This window comes from Streptomyces sp. HUAS ZL42, assembly GCF_040782645.1.
Classification (GTDB): Bacteria; Actinomycetota; Actinomycetes; order Streptomycetales; family Streptomycetaceae; genus Streptomyces.
In genome coordinates this window covers 348,939-373,371 of record NZ_CP160403.1, presented here as the reverse complement: position 1 = coordinate 373,371, position 24,433 = coordinate 348,939, and the positions used below count along the sequence as shown (strand labels likewise).

The 24,433-nt window shown below is 67.9% G+C and carries 15 protein-coding genes and 1 pseudogene; 8 read left to right on the top strand and 8 right to left on the bottom strand.

Features of this window, described 5'->3' with window-relative positions; all coding sequences use genetic code 11:
* Positions 1-62 precede the first annotated feature (62 nt).
* Positions 63-1,490 carry a glycoside hydrolase family 43 protein gene (locus ABZO29_RS01830; protein ID WP_367318352.1) on the bottom strand — a complete coding sequence of 476 codons (1,428 nt, stop codon included), beginning with the start codon at positions 1,488-1,490 and terminating at the stop codon, positions 63-65.
* A gap of 773 nt (positions 1,491-2,263) precedes the next feature.
* Between ABZO29_RS01830 and ABZO29_RS01825 the strand changes: the two genes are divergently transcribed.
* On the top strand, positions 2,264-4,531 hold the full coding sequence (locus ABZO29_RS01825) for a glycoside hydrolase family 97 catalytic domain-containing protein (protein WP_367318351.1): 2,268 nt from the start codon (positions 2,264-2,266) through the stop codon (positions 4,529-4,531).
* A gap of 270 nt (positions 4,532-4,801) precedes the next feature.
* On the opposite strand, the gene ABZO29_RS01820 is transcribed toward ABZO29_RS01825, so the two are convergent.
* Positions 4,802-4,996 carry a hypothetical protein gene (locus ABZO29_RS01820; protein WP_367318350.1) on the bottom strand — a complete coding sequence of 65 codons (195 nt, stop codon included), beginning with the start codon at positions 4,994-4,996 and terminating at the stop codon, positions 4,802-4,804.
* 73 nt (positions 4,997-5,069) lie between these two features.
* On the opposite strand from ABZO29_RS01820, the gene ABZO29_RS01815 reads away from it, so the two are divergent.
* Together ABZO29_RS01815 and ABZO29_RS01810 are read left to right on the top strand one after the other, a co-directional pair.
* The gene (locus ABZO29_RS01815; RefSeq protein WP_367318349.1) at positions 5,070-5,231 is read left to right on the top strand and encodes a hypothetical protein; all 162 of its coding nucleotides are present in this window, start codon (positions 5,070-5,072) and stop codon (positions 5,229-5,231) included.
* A gap of 513 nt (positions 5,232-5,744) precedes the next feature.
* The gene (locus tag ABZO29_RS01810) at positions 5,745-7,700 is read left to right on the top strand and encodes an alpha-L-fucosidase (protein WP_367318348.1); all 1,956 of its coding nucleotides are present in this window, start codon (positions 5,745-5,747) and stop codon (positions 7,698-7,700) included.
* Positions 7,701-8,229: 529 nt separating this feature from the next.
* Here the strand turns inward: ABZO29_RS01810 and ABZO29_RS01805 are convergent.
* From ABZO29_RS01805 to ABZO29_RS01790, 4 genes are all read right to left on the bottom strand, one after another.
* Positions 8,230-9,876, bottom strand: coding sequence for a ricin-type beta-trefoil lectin domain protein (locus ABZO29_RS01805; protein WP_367318347.1), 1,647 nt, complete (start codon positions 9,874-9,876; stop codon positions 8,230-8,232).
* Between the two features lie 90 nt (positions 9,877-9,966).
* Positions 9,967-11,382: a non-reducing end alpha-L-arabinofuranosidase family hydrolase gene (locus tag ABZO29_RS01800; RefSeq protein ID WP_367318346.1), complete on the bottom strand. Its 1,416-nt coding sequence runs from the start codon at positions 11,380-11,382 to the stop codon at positions 9,967-9,969.
* Between the two features lie 163 nt (positions 11,383-11,545).
* Positions 11,546-13,846, bottom strand: coding sequence for a beta-L-arabinofuranosidase domain-containing protein (locus ABZO29_RS01795; protein WP_367318345.1), 2,301 nt, complete (start codon positions 13,844-13,846; stop codon positions 11,546-11,548).
* Between the two features lie 154 nt (positions 13,847-14,000).
* Entirely contained in the window at positions 14,001-16,052 is a 2,052-nt protein-coding gene (locus tag ABZO29_RS01790; protein WP_367318344.1) for a family 43 glycosylhydrolase, read from the bottom strand.
* A gap of 1,045 nt (positions 16,053-17,097) precedes the next feature.
* On the opposite strand from ABZO29_RS01790, the gene ABZO29_RS01785 reads away from it, so the two are divergent.
* Positions 17,098-18,411: a glycoside hydrolase family 43 protein gene (locus ABZO29_RS01785; protein WP_367326025.1), complete on the top strand. Its 1,314-nt coding sequence runs from the start codon at positions 17,098-17,100 to the stop codon at positions 18,409-18,411.
* Between the two features lie 113 nt (positions 18,412-18,524).
* On the opposite strand, the pseudogene ABZO29_RS01780 reads toward ABZO29_RS01785, so the two are convergent.
* A pseudogene (locus tag ABZO29_RS01780) lies at positions 18,525-18,833 on the bottom strand (ricin-type beta-trefoil lectin domain protein); the annotation flags it as partial.
* Between the two features lie 727 nt (positions 18,834-19,560).
* Between ABZO29_RS01780 and ABZO29_RS01775 the strand changes: the two are divergent.
* The gene (locus ABZO29_RS01775; RefSeq protein ID WP_367318343.1) at positions 19,561-20,649 is read left to right on the top strand and encodes a GDSL-type esterase/lipase family protein; all 1,089 of its coding nucleotides are present in this window, start codon (positions 19,561-19,563) and stop codon (positions 20,647-20,649) included.
* Positions 20,650-21,017: 368 nt separating this feature from the next.
* Here the strand turns inward: ABZO29_RS01775 and ABZO29_RS01770 are convergent, their stop codons facing one another.
* Complete coding sequence (locus tag ABZO29_RS01770) at positions 21,018-21,848, bottom strand: helix-turn-helix transcriptional regulator (RefSeq protein ID WP_367318342.1); 831 nt, start codon at positions 21,846-21,848, stop codon at positions 21,018-21,020.
* A 104-nt stretch (positions 21,849-21,952) separates the two neighbouring features.
* Here ABZO29_RS01770 and ABZO29_RS01765 point away from each other — a divergent pair, with 104 nt between their 5' ends.
* The 3 genes from ABZO29_RS01765 (at position 21,953) to ABZO29_RS01755 (ending at position 24,408) form a co-directional block, all read left to right on the top strand.
* Positions 21,953-22,798, top strand: coding sequence for an NAD(P)-dependent oxidoreductase (locus tag ABZO29_RS01765; RefSeq protein ID WP_367318341.1), 846 nt, complete (start codon positions 21,953-21,955; stop codon positions 22,796-22,798).
* A 45-nt stretch (positions 22,799-22,843) separates the two neighbouring features.
* The gene (locus ABZO29_RS01760) at positions 22,844-23,473 is read left to right on the top strand and encodes a nuclear transport factor 2 family protein (RefSeq protein WP_367318340.1); all 630 of its coding nucleotides are present in this window, start codon (positions 22,844-22,846) and stop codon (positions 23,471-23,473) included.
* A gap of 98 nt (positions 23,474-23,571) precedes the next feature.
* The gene (locus tag ABZO29_RS01755) at positions 23,572-24,408 is read left to right on the top strand and encodes an alpha/beta hydrolase (RefSeq protein WP_367318339.1); all 837 of its coding nucleotides are present in this window, start codon (positions 23,572-23,574) and stop codon (positions 24,406-24,408) included.
* Positions 24,409-24,433: the final 25 nt, after the last annotated feature.

Sequence of the window (24,433 nt, the reverse complement as noted above, 5' to 3'; positions counted from 1 at the left end):
GCTGGTGTCCTGGCGCCACAGTGAGGTGGTGTCACAGGCGCCGGCACCCCTGTCGGTGCGGGTCAGTTGGTCACACGGAAGGTGGCGTCACTGCGGGCTGTCGCGGTGGTGATCGGGTCGAGGCGCAGCTGGTAGGCGTAGTGGCGGATGTAGCGGTCGGGGAAGTTGTACGACTGGAACGACGACCAGGTGGCGTCGGCGAGGCCGTCGGCCTTCCGGAAGGTGGCGTCCGCGGCGAACTGGCTGCTGCCGTCGTAGAGGGCGAGCTGGAAGTCGTACCTGGCGTGGCGCAGGAAGTAGCCGGGGTAGTTCACCGACTCGAAGGAGACGGTGCCGGTGCCCGCCAGGCCGGGCCTGATCCGGAACTGGGAGTCCTCGACGGGGCTGACGTTCGGGTCGATGCGCACGTCGAAGTCGATGTGGCGCACGTACCGGTCCTGGAAGTTGAACGACTGGAGCCGCTGCGCCGGGGTGTTGGGCCAGCGGGCGAGCACGCGGCTCTCCTCGGCGGCCGTGAGGGTCATGATCGCGCCGTGGCGCTTGGGGGTGCCGCCCATGTCGTAGCTGGTCGCATCCTGCGGCCGGTAGGTGCTGACGTCGAACGGGTTGGTCGTCAGGATCGGCCTGTACTCGCGTACGCCTTGGGGGTTGTTGTAGTCGATGTAGAGGGCCCACTCGTCGCGGTCCCTGAACTTCATCCAGACCGGGCCTTCGACCACGTTGCCGGTGAGGCCGATGCTGGAGAGGTTGCCGAGGTTGGTCCACGTCCCGAGGATCGAGTTGCTGCCCTCGACGTTGTTCTGGCCGTCGCCGGAGACCCGCAGGTAGCGGTAGGGGCCGGTGCCTGCGGGCACCTCGGTCATCTGGGTGTCGACGACCGGGGTGCTGCCGGGCGGGTCGATCCAGATCTGCGGGGTGGTGATGGTGCGGAAGTCCTTGGTGCGGGCGGCGTAGATGCGGTATTTGAAGATGCCGTTCACCGAGGCGTTCGTCGCCCAGTACAGGACGTAGTCGTTGGTCTCGGGGTTGAAGATCGCCTCCGGCGCCCACGCGTTCTTTCCGCCGGGGATCAGTCCGGCGGCGCCGAGCAGCCACGGCTTCGACCAGGTCACCAGGTCGGTCGACTCCCACACCACGAAGTTGGGGCTGCCGTTGGTGTACGTCGAGCCGCATCGGACGCACAGATCGGTCGCGATGATCCAGTACTTGCTGCCGTCGGGAGAGCGCACCAGTGCGGGGTCGCGCACCCCCTTCGTGCCGATCTTGGAGTTCAGGACCGGCGCTCCGCCGTTGAGGTCACTCCAGTGCAGGCCGTCCGTGCTGTGCGCGAGGTACAGCATCTGACCGGTCGCGGAGTCGCCGGTGAAGTGCACCATCAGGTAGCCGGGGTCGGCGGCGGCCGCCCGCTGGGCTGTGGTGAGGGCTTGGCCCGTGAAGAGGAGGCAGACGGCGAGCAACATCACCGTCAGCCGGGCGCGGAGCACAGACATCGGATCTCCTGTCGGGTGCAGCTGCCACCGTCGCGAAGGGGGAAAGCGAGATGGCGGGTGAAGCTCGGTCTCGGTGGGGGCAGGGCTGGACCGGTTACTGCACGATCTGGAAGGGGGCGGATCCGGGCAACGGTGCGCCTGCCGTGTGCGGCTGAGTCACGGCTGTCGCCCGGGTGGAGCGGTCGTGGTGCGGGCCGGACGAACGGTTGGCGATCGGAGCGCGCGTTGGGGGCGGCGCGGTGAGACGGGCTGTGGGTCGCCCGGCGGCGTTCCCTCCCCGCGTTGCGCAGGGAAGCGCCGTACCCAACTCGGTGTCCGACCAGCCAGGTGTGCGATATATCGAACGGTGTTCGTAAAGTCGGCTGACAGTAAGTGAGGGAAGTGGGCGGCGTCAATACATCCGACATCCGTAGTCCCTCGTCGAACAGGCCTGTCCGCCCAACAGCTCTGTCCCGTAATCGTGGTGACGAAGTGTGGTGTCCCGGCCCGCGATGGCGGGGTTGCGCGTGAGCATCTGGTTCGTGGCGCCGTCGCAGGTGCGTCGAGCTCGCTTGCGCAACCTGTGAACGGGCTGCTCCGCATGGCGGTCGACTGCACCCGGTCGACGCCAGACATCCCATAAAAGGGCGAACTGCAAGCCTTAACTGCACGGTAACTCCCAGGAGTTGAGGACTGATCCCTTGACAGTGATGGGATGTAAAGGCAATCTCCCTCCGACCCCCGGCGCGAGCGATGCGCGACGGACCACCTGCGACCACCCGGAAGGCCACCGCATGAAACTCCTACAGCGAAGCGGGATTCGAGTCGCCGGTACGGCCGCCGCCGTGCTCGCCGGCATGGGCTCGGTCAGTGCGGTGCCCGCGTCCGCCGTCACGCCGGGGAGCTGGACCTCGGTTCAGCCCGGTGTCGCTCAGACCGGCTGTGACGGCGTGCGCGCCACCGTGGCGCTGGACGCGAACGGCGCCCTCTCGCTCGGCGCGACCTGGAACTGCCGCCAAGCCCTGATGCCCGCTCCGATCGGGCTGGTGACCAGTCAGGCCGACTTCACCGCCGGACTGGAGTTCGTCAGACGCACGGACACGCCCATCTCGTACAACTACGAGGTCATGGCGGGAAAGTCCCGCATCCGGACGCGGTCCGCGACCGAGACGAGACTGGTGTTCGCGAAGGGCTCCGCGCAGATGACCGTGCATGTCCGCACGTCCGCGGATGGTATGGCGCTGCGCTACGAGCTGCCGTCGGGTGCGACGGTGCTGAGAGAGGCGACGTCGTTCGAGCTGCCGACGGACGCCCAGCTGTCCCGGCAGGTGTTCAGTCCCGATCACGAGAGGGGTTATGCGACCTCTGCGGTCGCCGACGTCCCGACGGGCTCGTATGACATGGGCATGTTCGCCCAGCAGACCAACGGTGCGCGGGTGTTGCTCGCCGAGTCCGGCGTGGACGGCAACTACTCGGGTGGCCAGTTCACCCACACCCAGGGCACCGGCCGGTTCACCGTCGCGCTCGCCGACGCGCAGATCGTGCAATCCGGCGCGTTCACCACAGCGTGGCGCACCGCCGCCATCGGCAGCACGGCGACGATCGTGGAGTCCACGCTGGTCGACGACGTCGCGCCCGCGTCGAAGATCTCCGACACCTCGTGGATCAAGCCGGGTGTCGCCGCGTGGCCGTGGCTGGACGGCATGTGGGACACCCAGCGCGACCTGACCAAGCTCAAGCAGTGGGCCGACTACGCCTCCTCGCAGGGCTGGCCCTACCTTCTGGTGGACGACGGGTGGAAGGCCAACCAGGCGATCATTCCCGAGCTCGTGACCTACGCCCGTGAGCGCGGTGTGCGGATCATGCTCTGGTACCACTGGCAGGACCTGGACACCGCCGCCGAGCGGGACGCCGAGTTCACCAAGATCACCGGGTGGGGTGTCGTCGGCGTAAAGATGGACTTCATGGGTTCCGAGACCCGGGCCCGTCAGCAGTGGTACGACGCGGCCCTGGCCGACACCGCCCGGTACAAGCTGATGGTCGACCTGCACGGCTCGCGCCTGTCCGTCGGTGTCCACCGCACCTGGCCGCACGTGCTGACCAATGAGGCCGTCCGGGGCGAGGAATACGCCGGCGGCCGGGACATCGGGCACGTGGCCGCGCTCCCGTTCACTCGCGGCGTACTGGGCCCGGCCGACTACTCGCCGTTGAGCTTCCAGCAGGGCAACCCGAACAGCGACGCCGCCGAACTCGCCCTCGGCGTACTCCTGGACAGCGGCATCATGCTGCCCGGCAGCCGAATCTCGGACTATCAGGCCCGGCCCGAGGCACAGCGGTGGCTGCGCATGCTGCCCACCGTGTGGGACGAGACGAAGTACGTCTCTGGCGACCCACTCACCGGAGGGGTCATCGCGCGCCGCAACGGCGACCGGTGGTTCGTCGGGGCTTTCAGGCGCGGCGGCGCCACCACCATCAGCTACCCGACCACGTTCCTCGGCTCCGGAACCTGGCACGCGGAAATCATCACCGACGGCGCCAACGGCCTGACCCGCACCAGCAAGGTCATCCAGGCCGGTGACACACTGAGCGTCCCGGTGGTCGCGGGCGGCGGCCATGTGGTCAGGCTGACCAAGGTCCCGGTCATCCCGACCGGGAACCGCACGGTCACCATCGCCGGCAGCAGCCACGTACTCGACGTGAAGGGCGCGAGCCTCGCGAACGACGCCGCGATCATCCGCTGGCCCAGCACCGGCGGCACCAACCAGCGCTTCGCGTTCGTGCCCCTCGGCGACGGATACACGCGGATCGTCGGCCAGGCGAGCGGCAAGGACGTCGTCATCAGGTCGGCCTCCCGCGACGCGGGCGCGAAGGCCATCCAGTACCCGTACGAAGCCAACGTGAACACCAACGACGAATGGCTGGCGGAAGACGCGGGCAACGGCCGTATCCGGCTGCTCAACCGCCACAGCGGTCTCTACCTCACCGCGGGCGGCGCCCAGGGCGACCAGTTGGAGCAACGCCCGTTCGACGGCGCCGACCACCAGATGTTCACCGTGTCCTGACGCCGCTGAATGAGACAGCCACTCAGCAGTGCATCACTGGGTCAGACCCCTGCGCCCCCTGGCCGGGGCCGTGGTCGAGGGCCACGGCCCCGGTGACGCCGGCGGTGCGGCGGTGATGGCCACGGTCACCGCGCCGTCGGACCCGCCGACCGTCAGCGGCCGGAGTCTTCCAGCCGGAACCAGGGCTTGTCGGGGACGAGTTCCCTGAGGGATCCCCCCGCCGGATCTCGAAGTCCATCGCCACCTGGAACCGGGGTGCTGCGACAGCCATCAGAACCCAAGGTTGCGGATCGGGGAGGGTGCTGGGAGGGCGCGCAGCAGCGGGATGCCGCCGAGCGGTTCGGCCGGGAAGAGATTGACGGGGTCGAGGCCGGCCCGCGGGGCGCGCATCAGTTTGGTGGCGGAGGCCTCGTCGAAGCCGGCGAAGACGACGAAACGGGCCCCGACCGCCACGGCACGGCTCACCTGCTCGGGCGTGAGGACCGTCCCGGAGCCGAAGGTCAGCCCGCCATGGGCGCCATCGTGTTGAGTACCTGCTGTGCACAACGTCGGCCGAGCCCAGGTCCGCGACGGCGAGAAGGCCGGCGTGGTCGACGGCGGACCCGTCGGCATCATCATCGCCCTCGCGCAGGCCGCCGGAGCCCATGTTCGGGTGTGGTCGACCTCAGCGCCCACGGGCGTCTGCCGGCCGAGGAGTTGAGGGCTGGCCACCTGGGCCCGGCCGCAACGAAATGCCCGAATTGGTAAGGCAGTGGACCTGCGACGTCGGGAGAAAACGCTGGAAAGGAGATGGGTGTTGGAGCTCGCAGCGGTTGCCCGGGGGCTGAATCGATCCCACCAGTAATGCGTATTCGGGAGGCGCTGTTTGCTTGCCTGCGGACCTCTCGAGTGGCGGCGCACCCTTCGCGCAGCCCCGAAACATTGCATGTCTGGCGCTGAACAATGGGGTGATAGCAATCATTTGGTACAAGAACGTGAGCCAAGAAGGAGCTTTCATCCCTGCACACCCGTTGACATCAGGGCGTCACATGGTCGAACTTCATGCGTAACGCCGCCACATGTGTAGCGGCGGCAGGGCGGCTGTCTCGGGGCCGGCGTCGTACAGGCGGGAGCCCACAAGGAGGGCCGCGCCTGAAGCACTTGGGATCGCGGGCACTCGGGCTGCCGCCCCTCCCTCGAGACCTCAAATCCACCCGAAACCGGGAGTAGACCCATGTCGTCAGAAAGAAGACTGTCCCGTCGCACGTTGCTGGGCGCCGCGGGTGCCGCTGTGGCCGCGACCGCGGTGCCAGTGATCCCCGCGTTGTCGCCTCTGGTGGCGGAGGCGGCCGCCGCGGACCCCCAGACCAACCTGGAGAAACTGGTGAACATGCGGTTCGGCATGTTCAACCACTTCAGCCTGGGCACGTTCACCAACCAGGAGTGGGCCGCCCCGAACCAGGACCCCGCCCTGTTCGCGCCCACGGCCGTGGACTGTGCCCAGTGGGCGGCCGCCGCCGCGGCGGCGAAGATGGGTTACGGCATCCTGACCACCAAGCACCACGACGGCTTTGCCCTGTGGCCGAGCGCCTACGGCACCCAGAACGTCGCGAACAGCTCCTACAAGCAGGACGTGGTGCAGGCGTACTGCGACGCCTTCCGGGCGAAGGGGCTGAGGGTCGGGTTCTACTACTCGATTTGGGACCGCACCTTCGGCGTCGAGGCGTGGGAGAGCCGGCACAAGGTGTCCGGCCTCGAGATCACCGATGCCATCCAGCCCGGCGACATGACCTTCATCCTCGGTCAGATCACCGAGCTGCTCACCAACTACGGCACCATCGACATGTTCGTCACCGACGGCTACGCCTGGCAGATGGGCCAGCAGGCCGTCTCCTACCAGCGCATCCGCGAGCATGTGAAGTCGCTCCAGCCCGACATCGTCATGATCGACCACGGTGCGCTGTCGGTACCGTTCCTCGGTGACGCGATCTACTTCGAGGAGCCGCTGGGCGTCACCGCGCCGGCCGGGAACACCTACGCCGCCACGCAGGGACAGACGATCAGCAACGGCTGGTTCTGGCATCCGACCACGCCGACCGAGAGCCTGATGAGCAAGGACGCGATCCTGTCCCATCTGGCCGACCTGGAACCGAAGTACACCTCGTTCATCCTCAACTGCCCGCCCAACCGCGACGGCAGGCTGGACACCAACATCGTCAACCGGCTCGCCGAAGTCGGGGCGGCCTGGAGCCCCAACACCTCCCGGCCACCACTGCCGACGCAGATGCTGCGCGCCGAGCACCCCGTGACGCCCGTCAGCGCCTACGCCACCGGATTCCGCACCGGCGAGGGACCGCTCAACGCCATCGACGGGCTGAGCGACAGGGGCTACGAGACCTGCTGGTCGACGTGGGGACTGCCCTCGGCCCTGCCTCACTCGATCACGATCGATCTGGGCGGGGTGTGGAGCAATGTCTCCACCCTGGAATACCTGCCCAAGCAGTGGAACCGCAGCAACACCACCGACGGCGACATCACTTCGTACACGATCTCCACCAGCACCGACGGCACGAACTTCACCCAGGTCGCCACCGGTACCTGGGCCGGCGACCGCGCCACCAAGGTGGCCGAATGGCCCGCCCGGAACGTGGGCTTCGTACGAATCCGGGCCAACGCGGCCACAGGCGGCTACGCCAACATGGGCGGCGTCAGGATCGGCGGCCGGACGGCCAAGCCTGCCCTGGTGTCCACCACGCTGCCCGGCGACGGCACGGTCTACCGGCTGGTCGCCCGGCACAGCGGCAAGGTCGCCGACGTGGAGGGCGGGGGCACCGCCAACAACACCAACGTCCTGCAGTGGCCATGGCTCAACAAGGCCAATCAGAAATGGACCTTCGCCAAGACCGGCGATGGCTACTACAAGATCAAGGGTGTGGGCAGCGGCAAGCTCATGGAGGTCGCGGGTCTCTCCCGCACCGACGGTGGCAACGTCGGCATCTGGTCGGACGCCAACGCCCCCCAGCAGCACTGGGCCGTCACGCCCACCGGTGACGGCTACTACTTCCTCGTCAACCGCTACAGCGGGCTCTGCCTCGCCGTGGACGAGGGCAGCACCGCCGACGGAGCCAACATCGAGCAGCAGCCGTACGCGTCACTGACGCGGCAGCAGTGGCAGATCATCGCCGTCTGACGATCCCGACGACGGGCGACGCCTTCACCGACGCCCGTCGGCCGGCTTTCGTACGGACCGTGAAAATGCCCGCTTCCTCCGCGGTCTGCCGTTCGCCGGCGTGGTGCGTCCCCGTTCCTCGCCCCAGGGCGTGGTCTCGATGCGATCCGGCAGCGCGGCGAGAACCGCAGGGCGATGTTGCGGGCGTGTCGGCCGCCTGGCAGGCGACGGCCGCGGTGATCCGGTGCCCGTGCTCAGCTGCGCCAGAGTGACTGAGACCATGTCGCCGATGGGCAGGCGGTCGAGTTGGTCGTCCAGCGCGAAGCGCGTGAGCCGCTTCTTCAGTTTGAGCGCGGTGGGAACCGACGAGTCGAGTCGATAGACCACCTCGGCGGATGTGACCTGCCACTGGAGCGCCTCGCCGGTGACTGCGGCGAGGCGTTCGAAGCCCCGGTCCCCGGTGCAGGAGGGGCAGTCCCCGCAGCTTGGTCTGCTGTCGTGGGACTGCCCTCTTCCGATCGGACATCTGCCTGCGCGGCAGGATGGCAGGTTACGGGAGCGTGGTCCACTTCTGGTTGTTCTGGCCGTTGCAGGTCCACAGGATGACCGCGGTGCCGTTGGCGGTGCCGGCCCCGTTGGCGTCGAGGCACAGCCCGGCGTGGACGTTGCGGATCGACCCGTCGGAGCCGACGGTCCACTTCTGGTTGTTCTGGCCGTTGCAGGGCCAGATGATGACCGGCGTGCCGTTGGTGGTGCCCTGGTTGGAGGCGTCCAGGCACTTGTCGCCGTAGACGCGGATCTCGCCGCCGGCCCAGGTGGTCCACAGCTGGTTCGCGGCGGTGTGGCAGTCCCAGATCAGCGTCTTCGTCCCGGCTGCGGTGGAGGCGTTGTCCACGTCGAGGCAGCGGCCGGACCCGCTACCGCGCAGGCGTGCGGTGGTGGCGGCCAGGGGGCTGCCGCCGGTCACCTTGAACACGGCGACGCCGTGCGCGGGGACGCTGGCCGAGATCTGGCCGGCCGTGTTCGACGTGCCGCCGGTCCATAGGTCGGTGAGGGTGAACGAGCCGCCGGACAGGCCGACTTGCGCGGCCGTGGTGGTGAGGGTCGCGGTGCCCTCTCCGCGGTTGAACAGGCCGACGGCGACCGAGCCGTCGGACAGGGGCTTGGCGAACACCTCGGTGCTGCCGTCGTCGCGCACCCTGCGTCCGCCCGCGCCCAGCGAGTCCTGGTTGACCGCCAGCAGGCGCGGGTTGCGCAGGATGGCGCTCACGTCGGCGGACATGGTGCGGATGTCGTTGCCGGCCATGAGCGGTGCGCCCATCAGTGCCCACAGGGCGAAGTGGGAGCGGGACTCGGTCAGTGACAGGCCGGGGCGGCCGACGACCAGCATGTCGGGGTCGTTCCAGTGTCCGGGGCCCGACTGAGCCGCCAGGGGCGCGGTGACGTCCAGGACGTTGCCGACGCCCATCGGGTAGCTGTTGGTGTTGCCGTTCTGCCAGATGTCGAGCAGGTCCTCGGTCGTCCGCCACAGGTCGGCGACCTCGCCCCAGTTGTAGCTGGCGCCGGTGGGGGCGTGGAAGCTGTTCGGGTTGATGCTGTAGACGATCGGCCGCCCGGTGGCGCGCAGGGCGTCGCGCATGATCGTGAACTGCGCGATCTGCTCGCTCAGGGTGCCGCTGCCGGAACACCAGTCGTACTTGAGGTAGTCCACGCCCCATGAGGCGAATGTGGCGGCGTCCTGGGTCTCGTGGCCCTTGCTGCCGGTGGAGCCGGGGTAGGTGCCCACGCCCTGCGCGCACGTGCGCTCGCCCGGCGCCTGGTAGATGCCGAACTTCAGGCCCTTGCCGTGGATGTAGTCTCCGAGCGCCTTCATCCCGCTGGGGAACTTGGTCGGGTTGGCCCGCAGGTTGCCTGCCGCGTCGCGCTGCGGGTCGAACCAGCAGTCGTCGACCACCACGTACTGGTAGCCCGCGTCCTTCATGCCCGAGGACACCATCACGTCGGCGGCCTGGCGGACCTGCGCCTCGGTGATCCCGCACCCGAAGCTGTTCCAACTGTTCCACCCCAGCGGCGGGGTGAGCGCGGGGCTGCCCGGTGCGGCCTCGGCGGTCGTGCCGGCGGAGGCGGTGACGCAGGCGGTGAGCGTCAGTGCGGTGGCTGTGAGGAGACGCAGCAGTCGTCTGTGTACGCGAACCATGGAAGGTTCCTTCCTGGGAGACAAGGCGGACGCGGCTTGTGACCGTGCCTGACAGGCACGGTCACAAGCTTCTGGTCGTGTGCCCGCGGGTCAGCGCTGCAGGGTGAGCAGGCCCGGCCGGTACGGCAGTTGCACGTAGGGAGTGCCCGACGGTGTGTCGGGGGACAGGCCCTGGTAGAGGAACTGCAGGTTGCAGGGGTCGATGGTCATGGTCTGGTCGGGGTTGTTGCGGACCAGGTCACCGTGGCTGATGTCGTTGGTCCAGGTGGCACCGCTGTTGGCCTTGCCGGCGAAGGGGTTGCTCTCGGTGGCGGCCTGCGGGGTCCACGGACCGTTCAGGCCGGAGGCCGTGAACGAGCGGAAGAAGCGCTGCTCGCTCGCACCCCGCGCCTCAACGATCATGAGGTACTGGTTCTGGCCCTGGACCTTGTAGACCTGCGGCGCCTCGAACAGGTTCTTCACCGTGTCGCTCATGACCGTCGTGTACGTCGAGCCGAAGCTGGCCGGGAAGTTCCCGATCGGCATGGTCGACTTGTAGATCTCGCCGTTGTCACCGGCGAAGAACATGTACATGTTCTGGTCGTCGGCGATCAGGGTCGGGTCGATCGCGCTGCCGTTGGGGACGCTGCCGGTGAACAGCGGCTGCGGCGCGGACCAGCCGTTGGCGTTGGTGGGGTCGCTCGACGTGCGGTAGACGAAGGGCCATTGGGTACCCCACCCATTTGAGGTCAGTACCCAGATGTTCTTGGGCGCGAAGTAGAACAGCGTGGGAGCCACCGCGCCTTGGCTCATGCCGTTCTGGGTGGCCGAGGTCATGTCGGACCAGTTCGTGAAGGGACTGAACATCATCGAGTGCCATCCCGATTCCGAAGCGTACGTCCCGTAGACCAGGTGCCTGCCGTTGTACGTCACGGTGGTGAAGTCCTTCAGCGAGTACCACCCGTTCGACGGTTGCGCCAACGGACCCGTCGACGTCCACCGGTACGTCGAGGGAAGAGCACACGTGCCGCCCGGCGGCGCGGACAGCCCGGTCCACTTCTGGTTGCTGCCGCCGTTGCAATTCCAAAGCTGCACCGCAGTGCCGTTGGCCGTGGCGCCGCCGCTGACGTCCAGGCACAGCCCGGACTCCACGGCGACGATCGTGCCGTCGGCGTTGACCCGCCACTGCTGGTTCGTACCGCCGTTACAGGCCCAGATCACCGGTCGGGTACCGGCCGTGGTGGCGTGGCCCGGAACATCCAGGCACTTGTTGCCGTACACGGTCAGCTGGTTGGTGTCCGTCAGCGTCCACTGCTGGTTGGATCCGCCCCAGCAGTCCCAGATCTGCAGGTTCGTGCCGTCGGTCTGGCTGGCGCCGGGCACATCGAGGCATCGGTCGGAAGCGACACCGCGCACGGCGCCGGTGGTGGCCGCCTGAGCCGGGTTGGCGACGAGCGTCGCCGCCGAAGCGACCAAAGCCGCGAGCAGCACAGACAGATGTCGGCGGCTGAAAGTACGTCTGAGCATGGGGACCTCATTCCTTGGGTGAGCGGTTCCGGTTGGCCCCGCCAGAGGCTGTCCGGACTGATGTGCTGCGACCCGACCCTGGTGTTCGGAATGCCGAATTGCGGTCGAAGAGCCGAGCGAGCTGAAGGGCGGAGAGCGACCAAGACCTGGTTCCGCGGCGGACTCAGTTCCTCAAGATGCGCCACCGGTTGTCGGCAGTGCCGTCGTCCGAGTCCTGCACGGCGAACGCACCGACAGCGGTGGAGTTGTTCGCGATGGCGAGCAACTTGCCGCTGTGCTCGTTGCGGATCTTGTAGGTCCCGTCTCCCTGGTCGAGCAGCGTCCACCTGTGGTCGGCGGTGCCGTTGTCCGACCACTGCAGGACGGTCGCGTCGTCTGCCGTGGACATGTTCAAGACGCCGAGCACCTTGCCGCTGTGGGCGTTGCGGAAGCGGAACCCGTTTCCGTCGGTGATCATGTGCCAGTCGTGGTCGGCGGTGCCGTTGTCCGACCACTGCAGCGCGCGGCCACCGTCGGTCGTGGACATGTTCTGGATGCCCAGCAGGAGACCGCTGGCCACGTTGACGAGACGGAAGGTGCCGCTGGCGTTCCAGTAGACGGTGTAGTTGTGGCCGTGTGCGTCGTGGAACGGGCCCAGGTTGACGGTGGAGCCGTTGGCGGTGGCGGTGAAAGCGAGCGAACTGCTGCTGGTTCGTGTGATCGAGGACGTGTTCAGCGAGGGGAGGGAGCTGAGCGCGGAGTTGCCGTAGTTGCCGGACAGGACCACCGGGCCGTAGGTGATCGCGGCGACGTTGGCGTTGTCGTTGGCCGCTCGCATGATGACCCGCATGGGCAGGCGGACGGTGACCGTATCGCCGGAGGTCCAGGAGCGGGTCAGGGTGGCGTAGCTGCCCGGCGTGGTGGTGATGTTCTGCGCGACGCCGTTGACGCTGATGGTGGCCCCGGTGGTCCAGCCCGGGATGCGGATGCGCATCGCCCACGTTCCGCTGACGCTGCCGGTGACCTGAAGGGTCGTCGTGTCGCTGACAGGGTAGGTCGTCGTCTGGGTGACGGTGATACCGCGCTCCGTCCAGGTGAGCACCGACGGCACGAACATGTTCACGGTCAGCGTGGTGTCGTTGTGGAAGTAGATGGAGTCCATCAGCCTGGTGTGCATCTCCAGGCCCGTGCCCTGGCAGCACCAGAAGGTGCCGTAGTCGGTGCTCCAGGTGCCGCCGCCCAACGCCGGGCCCACGCCGCGTCGGCCTCCCGGTCTGAGGGGGGTGAAGTAGGTGACGTGGCCGTGGTCGTCGGCAGGGTTCTGCTGGCCGATGATCTGGTTCAGCCACGCCCGCTCGTAGTAGTCGAAGAGCGCGGCGCGGTTCGGGTCGAGCGTGAACAGCTCCCGGGTGAGGGTGAGCATGTTGATGGTGTTGCAGCTTTCGCACGTGTCGTTGGTCAGGTAGCCGGAGATGGCGTTCGGGGCGCGGAAGTGCTCCGCCTGGCTGTTGCCTCCGATGGCGTAGGTGTGCGCGTTGACGGTGATGTTCCAGGCGTTGGTGGCGATGTCCCGGTACCGGGTGGTGCCGGTGGCCTTGTACTCCCGGGCGGCCCCGATCCACTTGGGTACCTGGGTGTTGGCGTGAATTCCGTTGAGCTGGTCTTGGTTGGCGGCGAGGGGGTCGAAGACCGCGGCGTGGTCGAAGCGCTGGGCGACGGTGAGCCACCGCGCGTCGCCTGTCTGCTGGTAGAGATCGGTCAGCACGGCGTTCATGCCGCCGAACTCGATGCGCAGCATGGTCTGCATCTGCTGGGTGGTCAGCCGGCCGGTGCGCCAGTCGACCCATCCGGCCAGGGCGAGGAGCACGTCCCGGGCTTGTGTGCTGCCGATGTGGCGCCATACGTCCAGCAGGCCGGTGAGGGTCTTGTGGATGGTGTAGTAGAGCACCTCGCCACTGGTTCCCTGCTCGAGAGCAGTGAAGTTGGACTCGGGGTAGCCGGAGAGGTACCCGGGATTGAAACCGGCTGCGCTGTTGTTGGCCTGGCACTTGGCCAGTTCCGCGACCATGTAGGTGGCCTTGTCCCGGCAGGTGGTGTCCCCGGTCACGGCGTACGACTGTGCCCATGCCGTGAGGAAGTGCCCCTGGATGTGGGTGCGGAAGCCGAAGTTCGGCGCGTCCCAGCCGCCGTTGGCGGCCGCACCGTTGGTGGACAGCCGATGGTTGGCGCGGAAGTTGTACAGCAGCCGGTCGACATCGACGAACCGCAGGTAGTTCTGCGTACGGTTCTGGTTGTCCAGCCACCGGCTTGCGGTGAGCCGGACCCGGCCGAGTTCGAAGGGGTGCGCCAAGACTCCGATGTCGGCCCTTGCGGGAGGGATGGCCGCGTGGGCGGGAGAACTGCCGACGAAGGAACCGGTGGCTGAGGCGGCGACGGTGGCCCCGGCTGCTTGCAGGAGGCGCCGTCTGCTGACGAAGGAAGACATCTTGCACCTTTCGGTGACGAGAGCGCTGCTTGGTCGTTGGTGTGTCGGCTCACATGTTCTGCGGTCGGGTGCAGCCGTCACCGGCTTGTGTGCTGCCGATGTGGCGCGGCGATCGGCGCCCTTGCTCGAGCGTGCAAGGCCCCCTTCAGAGGCCCTAGTTGGTGACGCGGTGGAAGGTCCAGCGCTGGTTGGAGCTGCCGACGTCGCGGTACTGGATCAGTGCGACACCGTCGGCCGTGCTGCCTCCCTTGACGTCGAGGACCTTGCCGCTGTTGCGGTTGACCAGGGCGAACTCGCCGCCGGTCTGCGGGCGCAGCTGCCATTGCTGGCTCGTGCGGCCGTCGGCGGTCATCTGCACGACCGCCGCGCCGTCCGCGGTGGAGGACCCTGTTACGTCGAGCACCTTGCCGCTGTTGACGCAGGTGATGGTGTGGTAGCCGTCCCCGGTGGACTGGAAGGCCCACTGCTGGTTCGGTTTGCCGTTGTCGGGCCACTGGATCACGGCGGCGCCGTCCGCCTTCGAGGCGCCGGAGACGTCGGCGACCTTGCCGCTGCGCACGCTGACGCACTTGTAGGCCCTGGTGGGTGCGATGGTGTACTGCACCGAGTCGACGTCGACGTAGCCGGCGTTGTTGGGGTTGTAGGTGTAGAGGCCGACCCGGTCGCCGCGGTAGCCGCCCCAGGTGAGCTGGTAGGTGCCGCCGAACGAGGTGAACGTGTTTCCGTCGAGGCTGTAGGAGAACCGGCTGACCCCGCCCACGTCCCAGGTGGTGCGCAGCCACACGGCGTTCTGCGTGATCGCCGGGCCGTTGGTCAGGGTGCCGCCGGCGTTGTGCGCGATCGTGGTGGTGGTGCCGGTGCGGCGGACGCCCAGCCCCGCGTAGGTGGCGGCGTAGTGGCACAGTCCGGCGTGCTGGCCGTCGGCGAGGCCGGCCAGTTCCAGGCGGACGGTGACCGTCGCGCCGCCCGCGGTGCGCAGCACCCGTTGGGTGAGGGTGTTGCCGGCCTTGGTCAGGTTGTCGGTGGCCAGCGGGGCGAACGCCTTCAACCGCAGGAAGCCGGGGCGTTCGGTCAGCGACCAGTGGTCCGCGCGCGGCTGGTAGTGCCATTCCCACTGCGGCTTGAGGCGGGTGTCGGTGAACAGGTCGCTGGTCACCACGGGGGGCAGCGCGTCCAGCGGCAGCCCGGGTGTGCCGCCGGCGGGGACCTGGCCGGTCCAGACCATGGTGCCGATGCCGTCCGCGCCCACCTGGCCCAGGATGGGCCAGCCGTCGACCCAGGTCACCGGCAGCAGGGACAGCGGCCGGCCCTCCCAGTCGCCGTGGCCGTGATGGGTCACGAAGTACCAGGCGCCGTCCGGAGTCTGCACCAGGCCGCCCTGGTTGGGCTCGCGGTCCACCGAGGCGTTGACGTGCTCCAGCTGGCGGGTCTCGTAGGGGCCGTAGAGGCTGGAGCCGCGGTTCATCATGAGCACCCGGCCCTCGGACTTCACCTCGCTGTAGAGGTGGTAGTACAGGGCGTTGATCTTGTACAGCTTGTTGGCCTCGCTGCCCGGCGACTGGTGGATGACCGTGGACGGACCGACCAGCGACGTGCCGTCCGCGGACAGCTTGAACAGGTGGATCTTGTAGCTGTCCGCGTAGTGCGTGGTGACCAGGTAGCCCTGTCCGTCGTCGTCCCAGAACGGGCACGGGTCGTCCCAGCCGGAGGTCCGCCACACCGCCGTCAGCGGATCCCACGGCCCGGACGGCGAGGGGGCCGACGTCATGAAGAAGCCCTCGTCGGGGGTGTTGAAGTACACCCAGTACCGCCCCGCGTGGTAGCGGAGGGCCCCGGCCCACACGCCACGGCCGTAGCGGTTCATCCGGTCCCAGTTCAGCAGCGGTCCGATGCTGGTGAGATCGTCGACCGCGCCGCCGAGCGTGCGCCAGTTGACCAGGTCCTTGGAGTGCAGCACGGCCACGCCGGGGGAGTACCCGAACGTGCTGGTGATGCCGTAGTAGTCGGCGCCGACCCGGATGCAGTCCCAGTCGCTGAAGTCGCCCGGGAGGATGGGGTTGACGTAGGTGCCGTCGCCCTGGTCGCCCCACTTACCGGCCGAAAGCGCGGCTGCCGCCGCCTTGCTCGACGGCAGCAGACCCGGCAGCATGAGCGCCCCGGTGCCCACCACGGCGAGGCGACCGAGCTGTCGTCTGGTGATGTCCACGATCTGTCCTTTGTTCAGAGGCGTCGCATGTATAGGCGGCTCTTCGCGCGAAACACGGCCTCGCACAGACACCGGGACGGTCCGGAAAGCGCCGTCACCGTGCCAGGCGGTCCCGGTGCCTTCCTGGGTGAGCCAGTGGGCTCACGACCGTAAAGCCACCTCCTGCCCCTGCGGGCGCCTGTGCCGGCGATCCGGCACGCTTCCGGATTGCTCTATCCCTGCCGCATGAACCGGGAGTACGCCTCCCGCTCCCGACTCGGCTTTTCGGGCCCTGAGGGATCCTGTCCCGCCGGGTCTCGAAGCCCATCACCCCCTGAACCGGGGTTTTGCGACAACCAACAGGTGTGCGTCGGAGCCGTTTTTTGGTGATGATGTCGAGGCAGCGGTTCGGCTGCTGTCCGGCGACCTGGGCGCCGTTCGCGCCGGGCGGCGAGCGGAACGCGATGGCCGGCGAAGTTCGGTGCCCAGGCGCGGAGTTGGAGAACGACAGGGTGTTCGATGATCCGTCGGCCAGGGAGAGCTCGACCGAGACGGTGCCGGGCGTGATCCACGAACCGGTCGGCGGGCTCCCGGCTCTGGATGCCGATGAGGTCGGCGGGGGGCGGTCATCAGCAGCCCGGCACGGACCGGGGCATCTCTGCACAGACGTCTTGCGCCTGGAAAACGCGCGGTTCGGGGCATGGGGGGAGTTCCTTCCGGAGGCGGGACCGCTCTCGCACCGCGAATGACCGATATTCCGAACGTAGGTCGAATTGCCGGACAGGGTCGGCGCCGAACGTAAAGGGTTCCCCGTACGGAAGTCAATGTGTGTGTCAGTACGGCTTCTTCGTTATCCGGGCGGCGCGAAATGCGCCGGAACGGAACTCGTCGGAAACATTGACGGAGCCACGGCTCTAACCTATCTTCTGCTCGAAGTTCCGCACGCTGGTCGGCATTTCGAACAATCGCATCCCTTGTCACGGCGATCGGCCGAGCGGACTGGCCGGGCCGGGAGGAAGAGTTGAACAGAGCCGTAAGAACGCTGCTCGCCCTGCTGGGCCCGCTGCTGCTGGTCCTGCTGGGTGGCGCCCTCTTTCAGAGCACCGCCTCCGCCGCCGCCCCGCCGGCCGGGCAGGCCACGCGGTACACGATGACCGCGTTCACCAACAGCAGTGAGTCGAACCTGTACGTGTACGACTCGCCGGACGCCACCGGATTCACGCTGCAGAAGGGCCCCGCCTACACCCCGCCGTCCGGTCTGATCCGGGACCCCAGCATCTTCAAGCACACCGACGGCTTCTACTACCTCACTTACACCACCAACTGGACCGGGAACACGATCGGCTTCGCCCGCAGCGCCGACCGGGTGAACTGGACGTTCCTGTACAACTACACGATCCCGATCAGCGGGCTGACCCGCACCTGGGCGCCCGAGTGGTTCATCGACACCGACGGCAGCGTCAACATCATCGTGTCCCTGACGACGGCGAGCACCGCCACCGCCTTCACCCCCTACAAGATCACGGCGACCAACTCCGCGCTGACCACTTGGTCCGCGCCCACCCAGCTGTCCGGTATCGGCCCGAACTACATCGACACCTTCATCGTCAAGGTCGGCTCCACCTACCACGCGTTCACCAAGAACGAGACGACGAAGTACATCGAATACGCCACGGCCTCCAGCCTCACCGGCCCCTACACCCTGCGGAAGACGGGCGACTGGGCCGGATTCGGCAGCTGGGTCGAGGGCCCGGCCCTGGTCCAGCTCGACAACGGCGGCTGGCGTATCTACTACGACGGCTACCGTGCCGGGAAGTACTGGTACAGCGACAGCTACGACAACTTCGCCACCTGGTCCACGCCCACCGAGGTGCCCGGGCTGTCCGGCTTCATCCGCCACGCCACCGTGCTGAAGGAGACGGTCCCCGGCGGTGTCACCCTGCCCACCGGCACCACCAGGTCACTGCGGTCGGTCAACTACCCCGACCGGTACGCCGTGGTGCGCTCCGACAGCCTCGGCTACATCGACCCGGTGAGCACCTCCAGCAGCACCGCCGTCAAGCAGAGCGCCACCTTCACCGTCGTACCCGGCCTCGCCGACGCCAACTGCTACTCCTTCCGCGACTCCTCCGGCCGCTATATGCGCCACTGGGACTTCCGGATCCGCTTCGACAGCAGCAACGGCACCGACACCTTCAAGAAGGACGCCACCTACTGCGCCCGCCCGGGCGCAGCCTCCGGTTCCGTCCGCCTGGAGTCGTACAACTACCCCGGCCGCTATATCCGCCACTACAACTACGCACTGCGCGTGGACCCCTACCAGAACACCGACACGTTCCGCGCCGACAGCTCCTTCACGGTGGTCAGCCCCTGGGCCTGACCTGTGCCGCCAACCCGGTTTGAGCATCGGGGCGTTGCAGCCCCACAGGTGCCTGCCACCGATGTTCTCCCGGGATCTGAGCCCGGAGAGGGCCCAGATCCCGGGAGCCGGTGTCATCCGGCGGTCAGAGTGGTCCACTTCTGGTTGGCGCCGCCGTTGCAGTCCCACAGCACGAGCTGTGTGCCGTCGGTCGTGGAGGAGCCCGGAACATCGAGGCAGCGGCCGGAGGCGGGGTTGCGGTAGCCGCCGTTGTAGGGCTGCCAGACCTGGTTGGGGCCACCGTGGCAGGCCCAGATCTGCACCTCGGTGCCGTTGGCGGTGCCCCAGCCGGCCGCGTCGAGGCACTTGCCCAGGGAGCGCAGAGTGCCGTCGGTGTAGGCGGACCAGTACTGGTTGGCACTGTCGCCGCAGCTCCACGTCTGACGGCAGCCGTGCGGTCTTTTGAAGGCGGCGTCGGCCTTGCTCGCGACCGAGCTCGACCGGCCGTCAAAACGCTCATAGCGTTCATCGACGAGTTCAAGAAGGTGTTCGGAGTCGAGCCGATCTGCCGTGTGCTGTCCAGCTCCGCGGAATGGGTGGATCGGTTTAACCTCCAGAATCTGTATTCCACCGATCGGTGCCGTTCCGTCCGCCGAACGCGAGGTCGACTACTACGCTCAACGTCAGCCCCAACCGGTAGCCGGACCCAACTCCTAGAGCCTCTACTCGTCCCGGAGCGGTTCAGTTCGTGCAGGTGGGCGGGCTGCCCGCGAGGAGATTCACCGTCTAGTTGATCACTCAACGAGTGGTTACCGGTGAGTCTGGTGACCAACTCCCGCCCGCTCGAGCCTTTCTGATGATTACACGTGTCGTGGAGATCGTTACGTAGTCGGCTTCCTATGTCCAAGTCGGTGTCAGCCTTGCTAGATTGATGCCTGCACCTCCGAGACGAAGTCGGGCAGGTTCCGCAGCTCACGGAGGCGGAATTTTCCCTTATGCCTTCATCAAGGCCTTCTTTGGGTGCCTGAAAACAGTTGCGGCTGAGTTTCGCTGTTTCCAGCCACGCTTCACGCCAATGCCTTTCGGTATCCAAACCCCCAACACACTGGAAAGCGCACGCAAGTGATGAGATCCCTTCAGCGATTCGGCCCTCCACTGGCCATCTCTGCCATGACGGTCGTGCTGACTACGCCCGGACTGGCCACCGCCGACCAGCCGACCGGCGCCAAGGACACCACGTACTACATCTCGCTCGGTGACTCCCTGGCCACCGGCTACCAGCCGGACGTCGACAAGGACACCGACGTCGCCTACACCGACCAGCTCTACGCGCAGCTCAAGCAGCGCACCCCCGGGCTGAAGCACATACGCCTCGGCTGCACCGCTGAGACCACCGAGTCTCTGATCAGCGGCGGAAAGTGCGACTACCCGAACGCCAAGTCCCAACTGGACGCCGCCCTGCAGGCCATGGCCCAGCACCAGGGCAAGGTCGCCTACGTGACCCTCAGCGTGGGCGCGAACGACATCCTCCTCAACTGCGTCAGCCCGGCCGGCACCCTCGACGGGGCGTGCCTGAACAGCGCGAGCCAGACCATGGCAAAGAACCTCGCCCAGATCGCGGGCGCGCTCCGCAAGGCGGGCGCGAACAACACACAGTTCGTGGGCTCGACGTACCACAACCCGTTCCTGGGGGCCTGGCTGCAGGGCGCCCCGGGGCAGCAGGCCGCCAAGGAGTCGGCACCCCTGGTCAAGGCCGCCAATACGGGGATCACCCAGGTGTACCAGTCCACCGGCTTCAAGGTGGCGGACGTGGCCGGGGCGTTCTCCTCGGACGACTTCACCACCCAGGTGAACGTGCCCGGGGCGGGCGAGGTGCCGGTGAACGTGGCCAAGATCTGCCAGCTGACCTGGGCGTGCACGAAGAAGGACCCGCACCCCAACGCCGACGGCCACAATGTGATCGCAGGCGCCTTCGCGGCGGAGCTCGCCGACAACGATGCGCCCGGTACGGGGGAGTCCCCGTCCCCCAGTGAGTCGGCCATACCCGGTGCGGGTGAGTCCCCGAGCCCCAGCGAGTCGGCCACGTCCGAGCCCGGCACGGACACGGGGGCGAACGACCCGACCACGAACGGAGATCTCGCCGAGACCGGCGCGTCGAGCAGCACTCCCGTCCTTGCGGGTGCCGGTCTCGCGGTCGTGGCGGTCGGCACCACCGCGATCTACTTCGCGCGCAGGCGCCGTACGGGCGAGGAGAGCTGACGGACAGTCAGTAGATCGAACCTGAGCAGCAGGCCGCTCGCGGTGTCGCGGGCGGCCTGTTCGGCTCGGCTACGGACCGCTGGTCTGCAGACCCCTGCCTTGCCGGGAAGTGACGCGGCCTACGTCTCGTGCGTTCACTCGCGTTCACTCGCGTTCACCCGTCCAGCCTCCCCCTCGCTTGTGGCTACCCGAAACGGGGAACCAGTGTGCCCAACACCGTTCGGGGCACACGGCTGAGCACGGGTCCTGGAAGCAGGACTCAGGCCCGCTCAGTCTCTAGGAACGGTGCGTTGCGGTGGACCACGCGGATCTTTCGGCGCGAGCGTGACGAAGGTCGGGAGCACGAGTATGGGCCGACGGATTGTCGGCTATCCGGTGAGTGCCTGGGTTCCTATGACGGCGAGGAGCGCGAGGCGTTCGGCGTCCTGGCTGCCGGGTTCGGCTGTGTAGATCATGATGCGCAGGTCGTTGCCGGCGACGAAGAGTACGTCGCAGTCCAGCGTGAGAGCGCCGACGTGGGGGTGGTCGATGGTCTTGCGGGCCGACTGGTGCTGGCCGACGGCACCGGATTCCCAGAGATCGTCGAACTCGGCGCTTTTGAGGCGCAGTTGGGAGATGAGGTGTTGCAGTCGCTGATCGGCCGGGTATCGGCCTGTTGTTCGGCGCAGGTCGGCGACCTGCGCGGCACGTAGTGCGCCCCGGGATTCGGGGGTGTGACGTACGCGAGTGCCGGTGCCGAGGAAATTGCGCCACACGGCGTTGAGGTCGTTGCCGTGCCATTCCCCCATCAGCGCCGTGTACAGCGGGTTGGCGAGCAGCTGGGTCCATGCGGCGTCGAAGACCACGACGGGTGTGCCGGTGAGCCGGTCCAGCATCCGCTGGACGCTGGGCGTGATGTACGCCGGGACCTTCTCCGGGCCCGGGGGAGCGAGACCGGCGAGCTGGAAGAGATGGGCGCGCCCGCCGCTGGTGAGCCGCAGGGCCCGGGCGAGGGCTTCGACGACCTGCGCGGAGGGGCTGGTGGCCCGGCCCTGTTCGAGACGGGTGACGTAGTCGACGGAGATACCGGCCAGCTGGGCCAGCTCTTCGCGCCGCAACCCCGCGGCGCGCCGGTGGCCGCCTGCCGGAAGGCCCGCCGTCTCGGGCGAGACCTGATCACGCCAGCGCCGCAGGGCTGCGCCGAGTTCTGTCGTTGCCATACCGGACAGTCTGGCTTACGTGCTGCAAGGCGCGCCTGGTACTGGCAGTCCTATGAAGACGGGTCTACTGCCTGTTCCTGTGTTCTTTGCCCATCGTGGAGGGCATGACAGCGAGAGGAACATCTGCCGCCCCCGCGGTGGGCTGGATCGGACTGGGCGACCTGGGCCTGCCGATGGCGAGGGCCATCGCCGAAGCCGGTTTCCCCCTGCACACCTGGGCCCGGCGGCCCGTTTCCCTGGATGGGCTGAGCGGTGTGCCGCACGTCCGCCACAACGACATCAAGGACCTGGCCGCCGCGAGCGACATCGTCGCGCTGTGCGTCGGCACGGACGATGACGTTCTGCGGGTGGCCGAGCAGTTGCTGGACGGGCTGCGTCCGGGGGCGGTCGTCGTCAATCACGGCACGGGTCTGCCCAGCGTCGCCGTGCAGCTCACCGAGATGTGCGGCACGGCTGGCGTCGAGGTCCTGGACGCCCCGGTCAGCGGCGGCCGGCCAGCTGCTGAAGAGCACCGGCTGACCACCATGGTCGGCGGACCGCAGCCGGTGGCCGAGCGGTGCGAGAAGGTCTTCACCTCCTTCTCCCGCCACGTTGTCCACCTCGGTGCCGCAGGGGCCGGGCAGACGGCGAAGCTGTTCAACAACGCGCTGCTGATGCTGAACCAGGCCGCCATCGGGGACATCGTCGACCTGGCCACCCAGCTGAAGCTGAACGTGCCCCAGCTGGTCGAGGTGCTGAAACTGGGCAGCGCCTCCAGCGCCGCCCTGACCCTGCTGAACACCATGGTCACCCCGGACACCGTCCAGCACCTCTCCGCCGTCGAGGCGCTGGACATGGAGCTGTTCGATCAGGCCATGGGTGAGGCGGGCATCGACTGCGCCCCTGTCACCGCACGGGGACTCACCGGTGCCCGCGGGCTGCCCGGCCTCTTGGGTCGGCTCAACCCCTGACATTCCTCTTCACCTCACACGTCGACAAAGGACAAAAGGCCCGTCATGAGCGCAGAAGACGTCGCGCAGCTGGTGCTGCGTGAGCGGCAGAGCCGGGATCGCGGCTGGTACGAGGAGATGGCGGCCTGCTTCGCCGAGGACTCGGTCGTAAAGATGAGCTGGTTCTCCGGCAGCGGCGCCGGCTTCGTCCGGGCGACCCGAGACATGGCCGACCGCGGCGACCTTGCGGTCCACCGCCTGGGCCCGCCGACCGTGCGCATCCATCAGGACCGCGCGCTGGTGGAGCTGCCGCTGGTCATCGAGCGGCGTATCGACGTCGACGGGGTCGAGGCCGACATTGCTTCCGCCTGCCGCTCGCAGTACCGCGCCCAGTACGGCACTGACGGGGTGTGGCGCATCGTGCGGATCACGTCGGTCTACGAGAAGGACTCCCTCACCCCGGCCCTGCCCCACACCCGCCTGGACATCGACCCGCAGGCCCTGGCCACTTACCGACCCTCCTACCGGTGCCTGGCCTGGGACCTGAACCGCAAGGGCTACCAGGTCGGCGACGACCACCTCGGCGACGACCGGCCCGAGGCCGTCCAGGCCCAGTACCGGGAAGAAATGACCTGGCTCCACGCATGCCGCACCCCGGCCACCACGACCGGCGGCCGAAAGGGCCGATCCGCATGAGCAGGGAACAGCGCGTTCGGGTCGACGCGATGCTGAGGCGGCCCCGCCGCGGGGGCCCGCAGTCGGTCGAGGCGTTCAGAGACCGATTCAGGTCGACGATGGCACAGATGATCGTGCCGGGCGGCATCCGCACCACGCGGACGACGCTCGCAGGCCGACCCGCACTGCACGTCGCCCCGGACCAGCACCGCGACAACCACCCGCGCCGCGGGACGATCCTGTACTTCCACGGCGGCGGCTGGGTGGCAGGCTCCCCTCAGACCGCGCTGTCGATGACCGGACACCTCGTGGCCAAAACCGGGTTCACGTCGTACTCGCTGGACTACCGGCTTGCCCCCGAGCACCCGTTCCCGGCCGCGATCGACGACGCGCTGAGCGCCTACCGCGCCCTCCTCGACAGCGGACAGGACCCTTCGGCCATCGCGTTCGCCGGGGACTCCGCCGGCGGCGCCCTCACCGTCACCACCTGCCTCGCCGCCCGCGACACAGGGCTCCCGCTGCCCGCCGCGATCGTGGCCTTCTCGCCCTCCCTGGACGCCACCGGGTCGGGCGAGAGCATGGACACCAAGGCGGGTATCGACCCGATCTTCACCCGCGATTATCTCAAGGAAACCATCGCGCCCCTGTACCTCGCGGGTCAGGACCCACGCCAGCCGCTGGTGAGCCCGGCCCTGTCCGCCGACCCGACCGGCTTCCCACCGATGCTCCTCCAAGCGGGCACGAACGAGGTCCTCCTGGACGACTCGACCCGCATGGCCGCCCGCGCCCGCGCCGCCGGCGTGAGTGTGATCCTCGACATCACCGCCGACGTGCCCCACGTCTTCCAGTCCTTCGCCGGCGTTCTCGACGAGGCAGACGAGGCACTGGAGCGCGCAGCCCTCTTTCTTACCCAGCACGTCCGCAGCACCGAACCGGCGGCCGTGCCGGCGTGGTAAGGCCCGGAGCCGCCCGGCCCTCCAG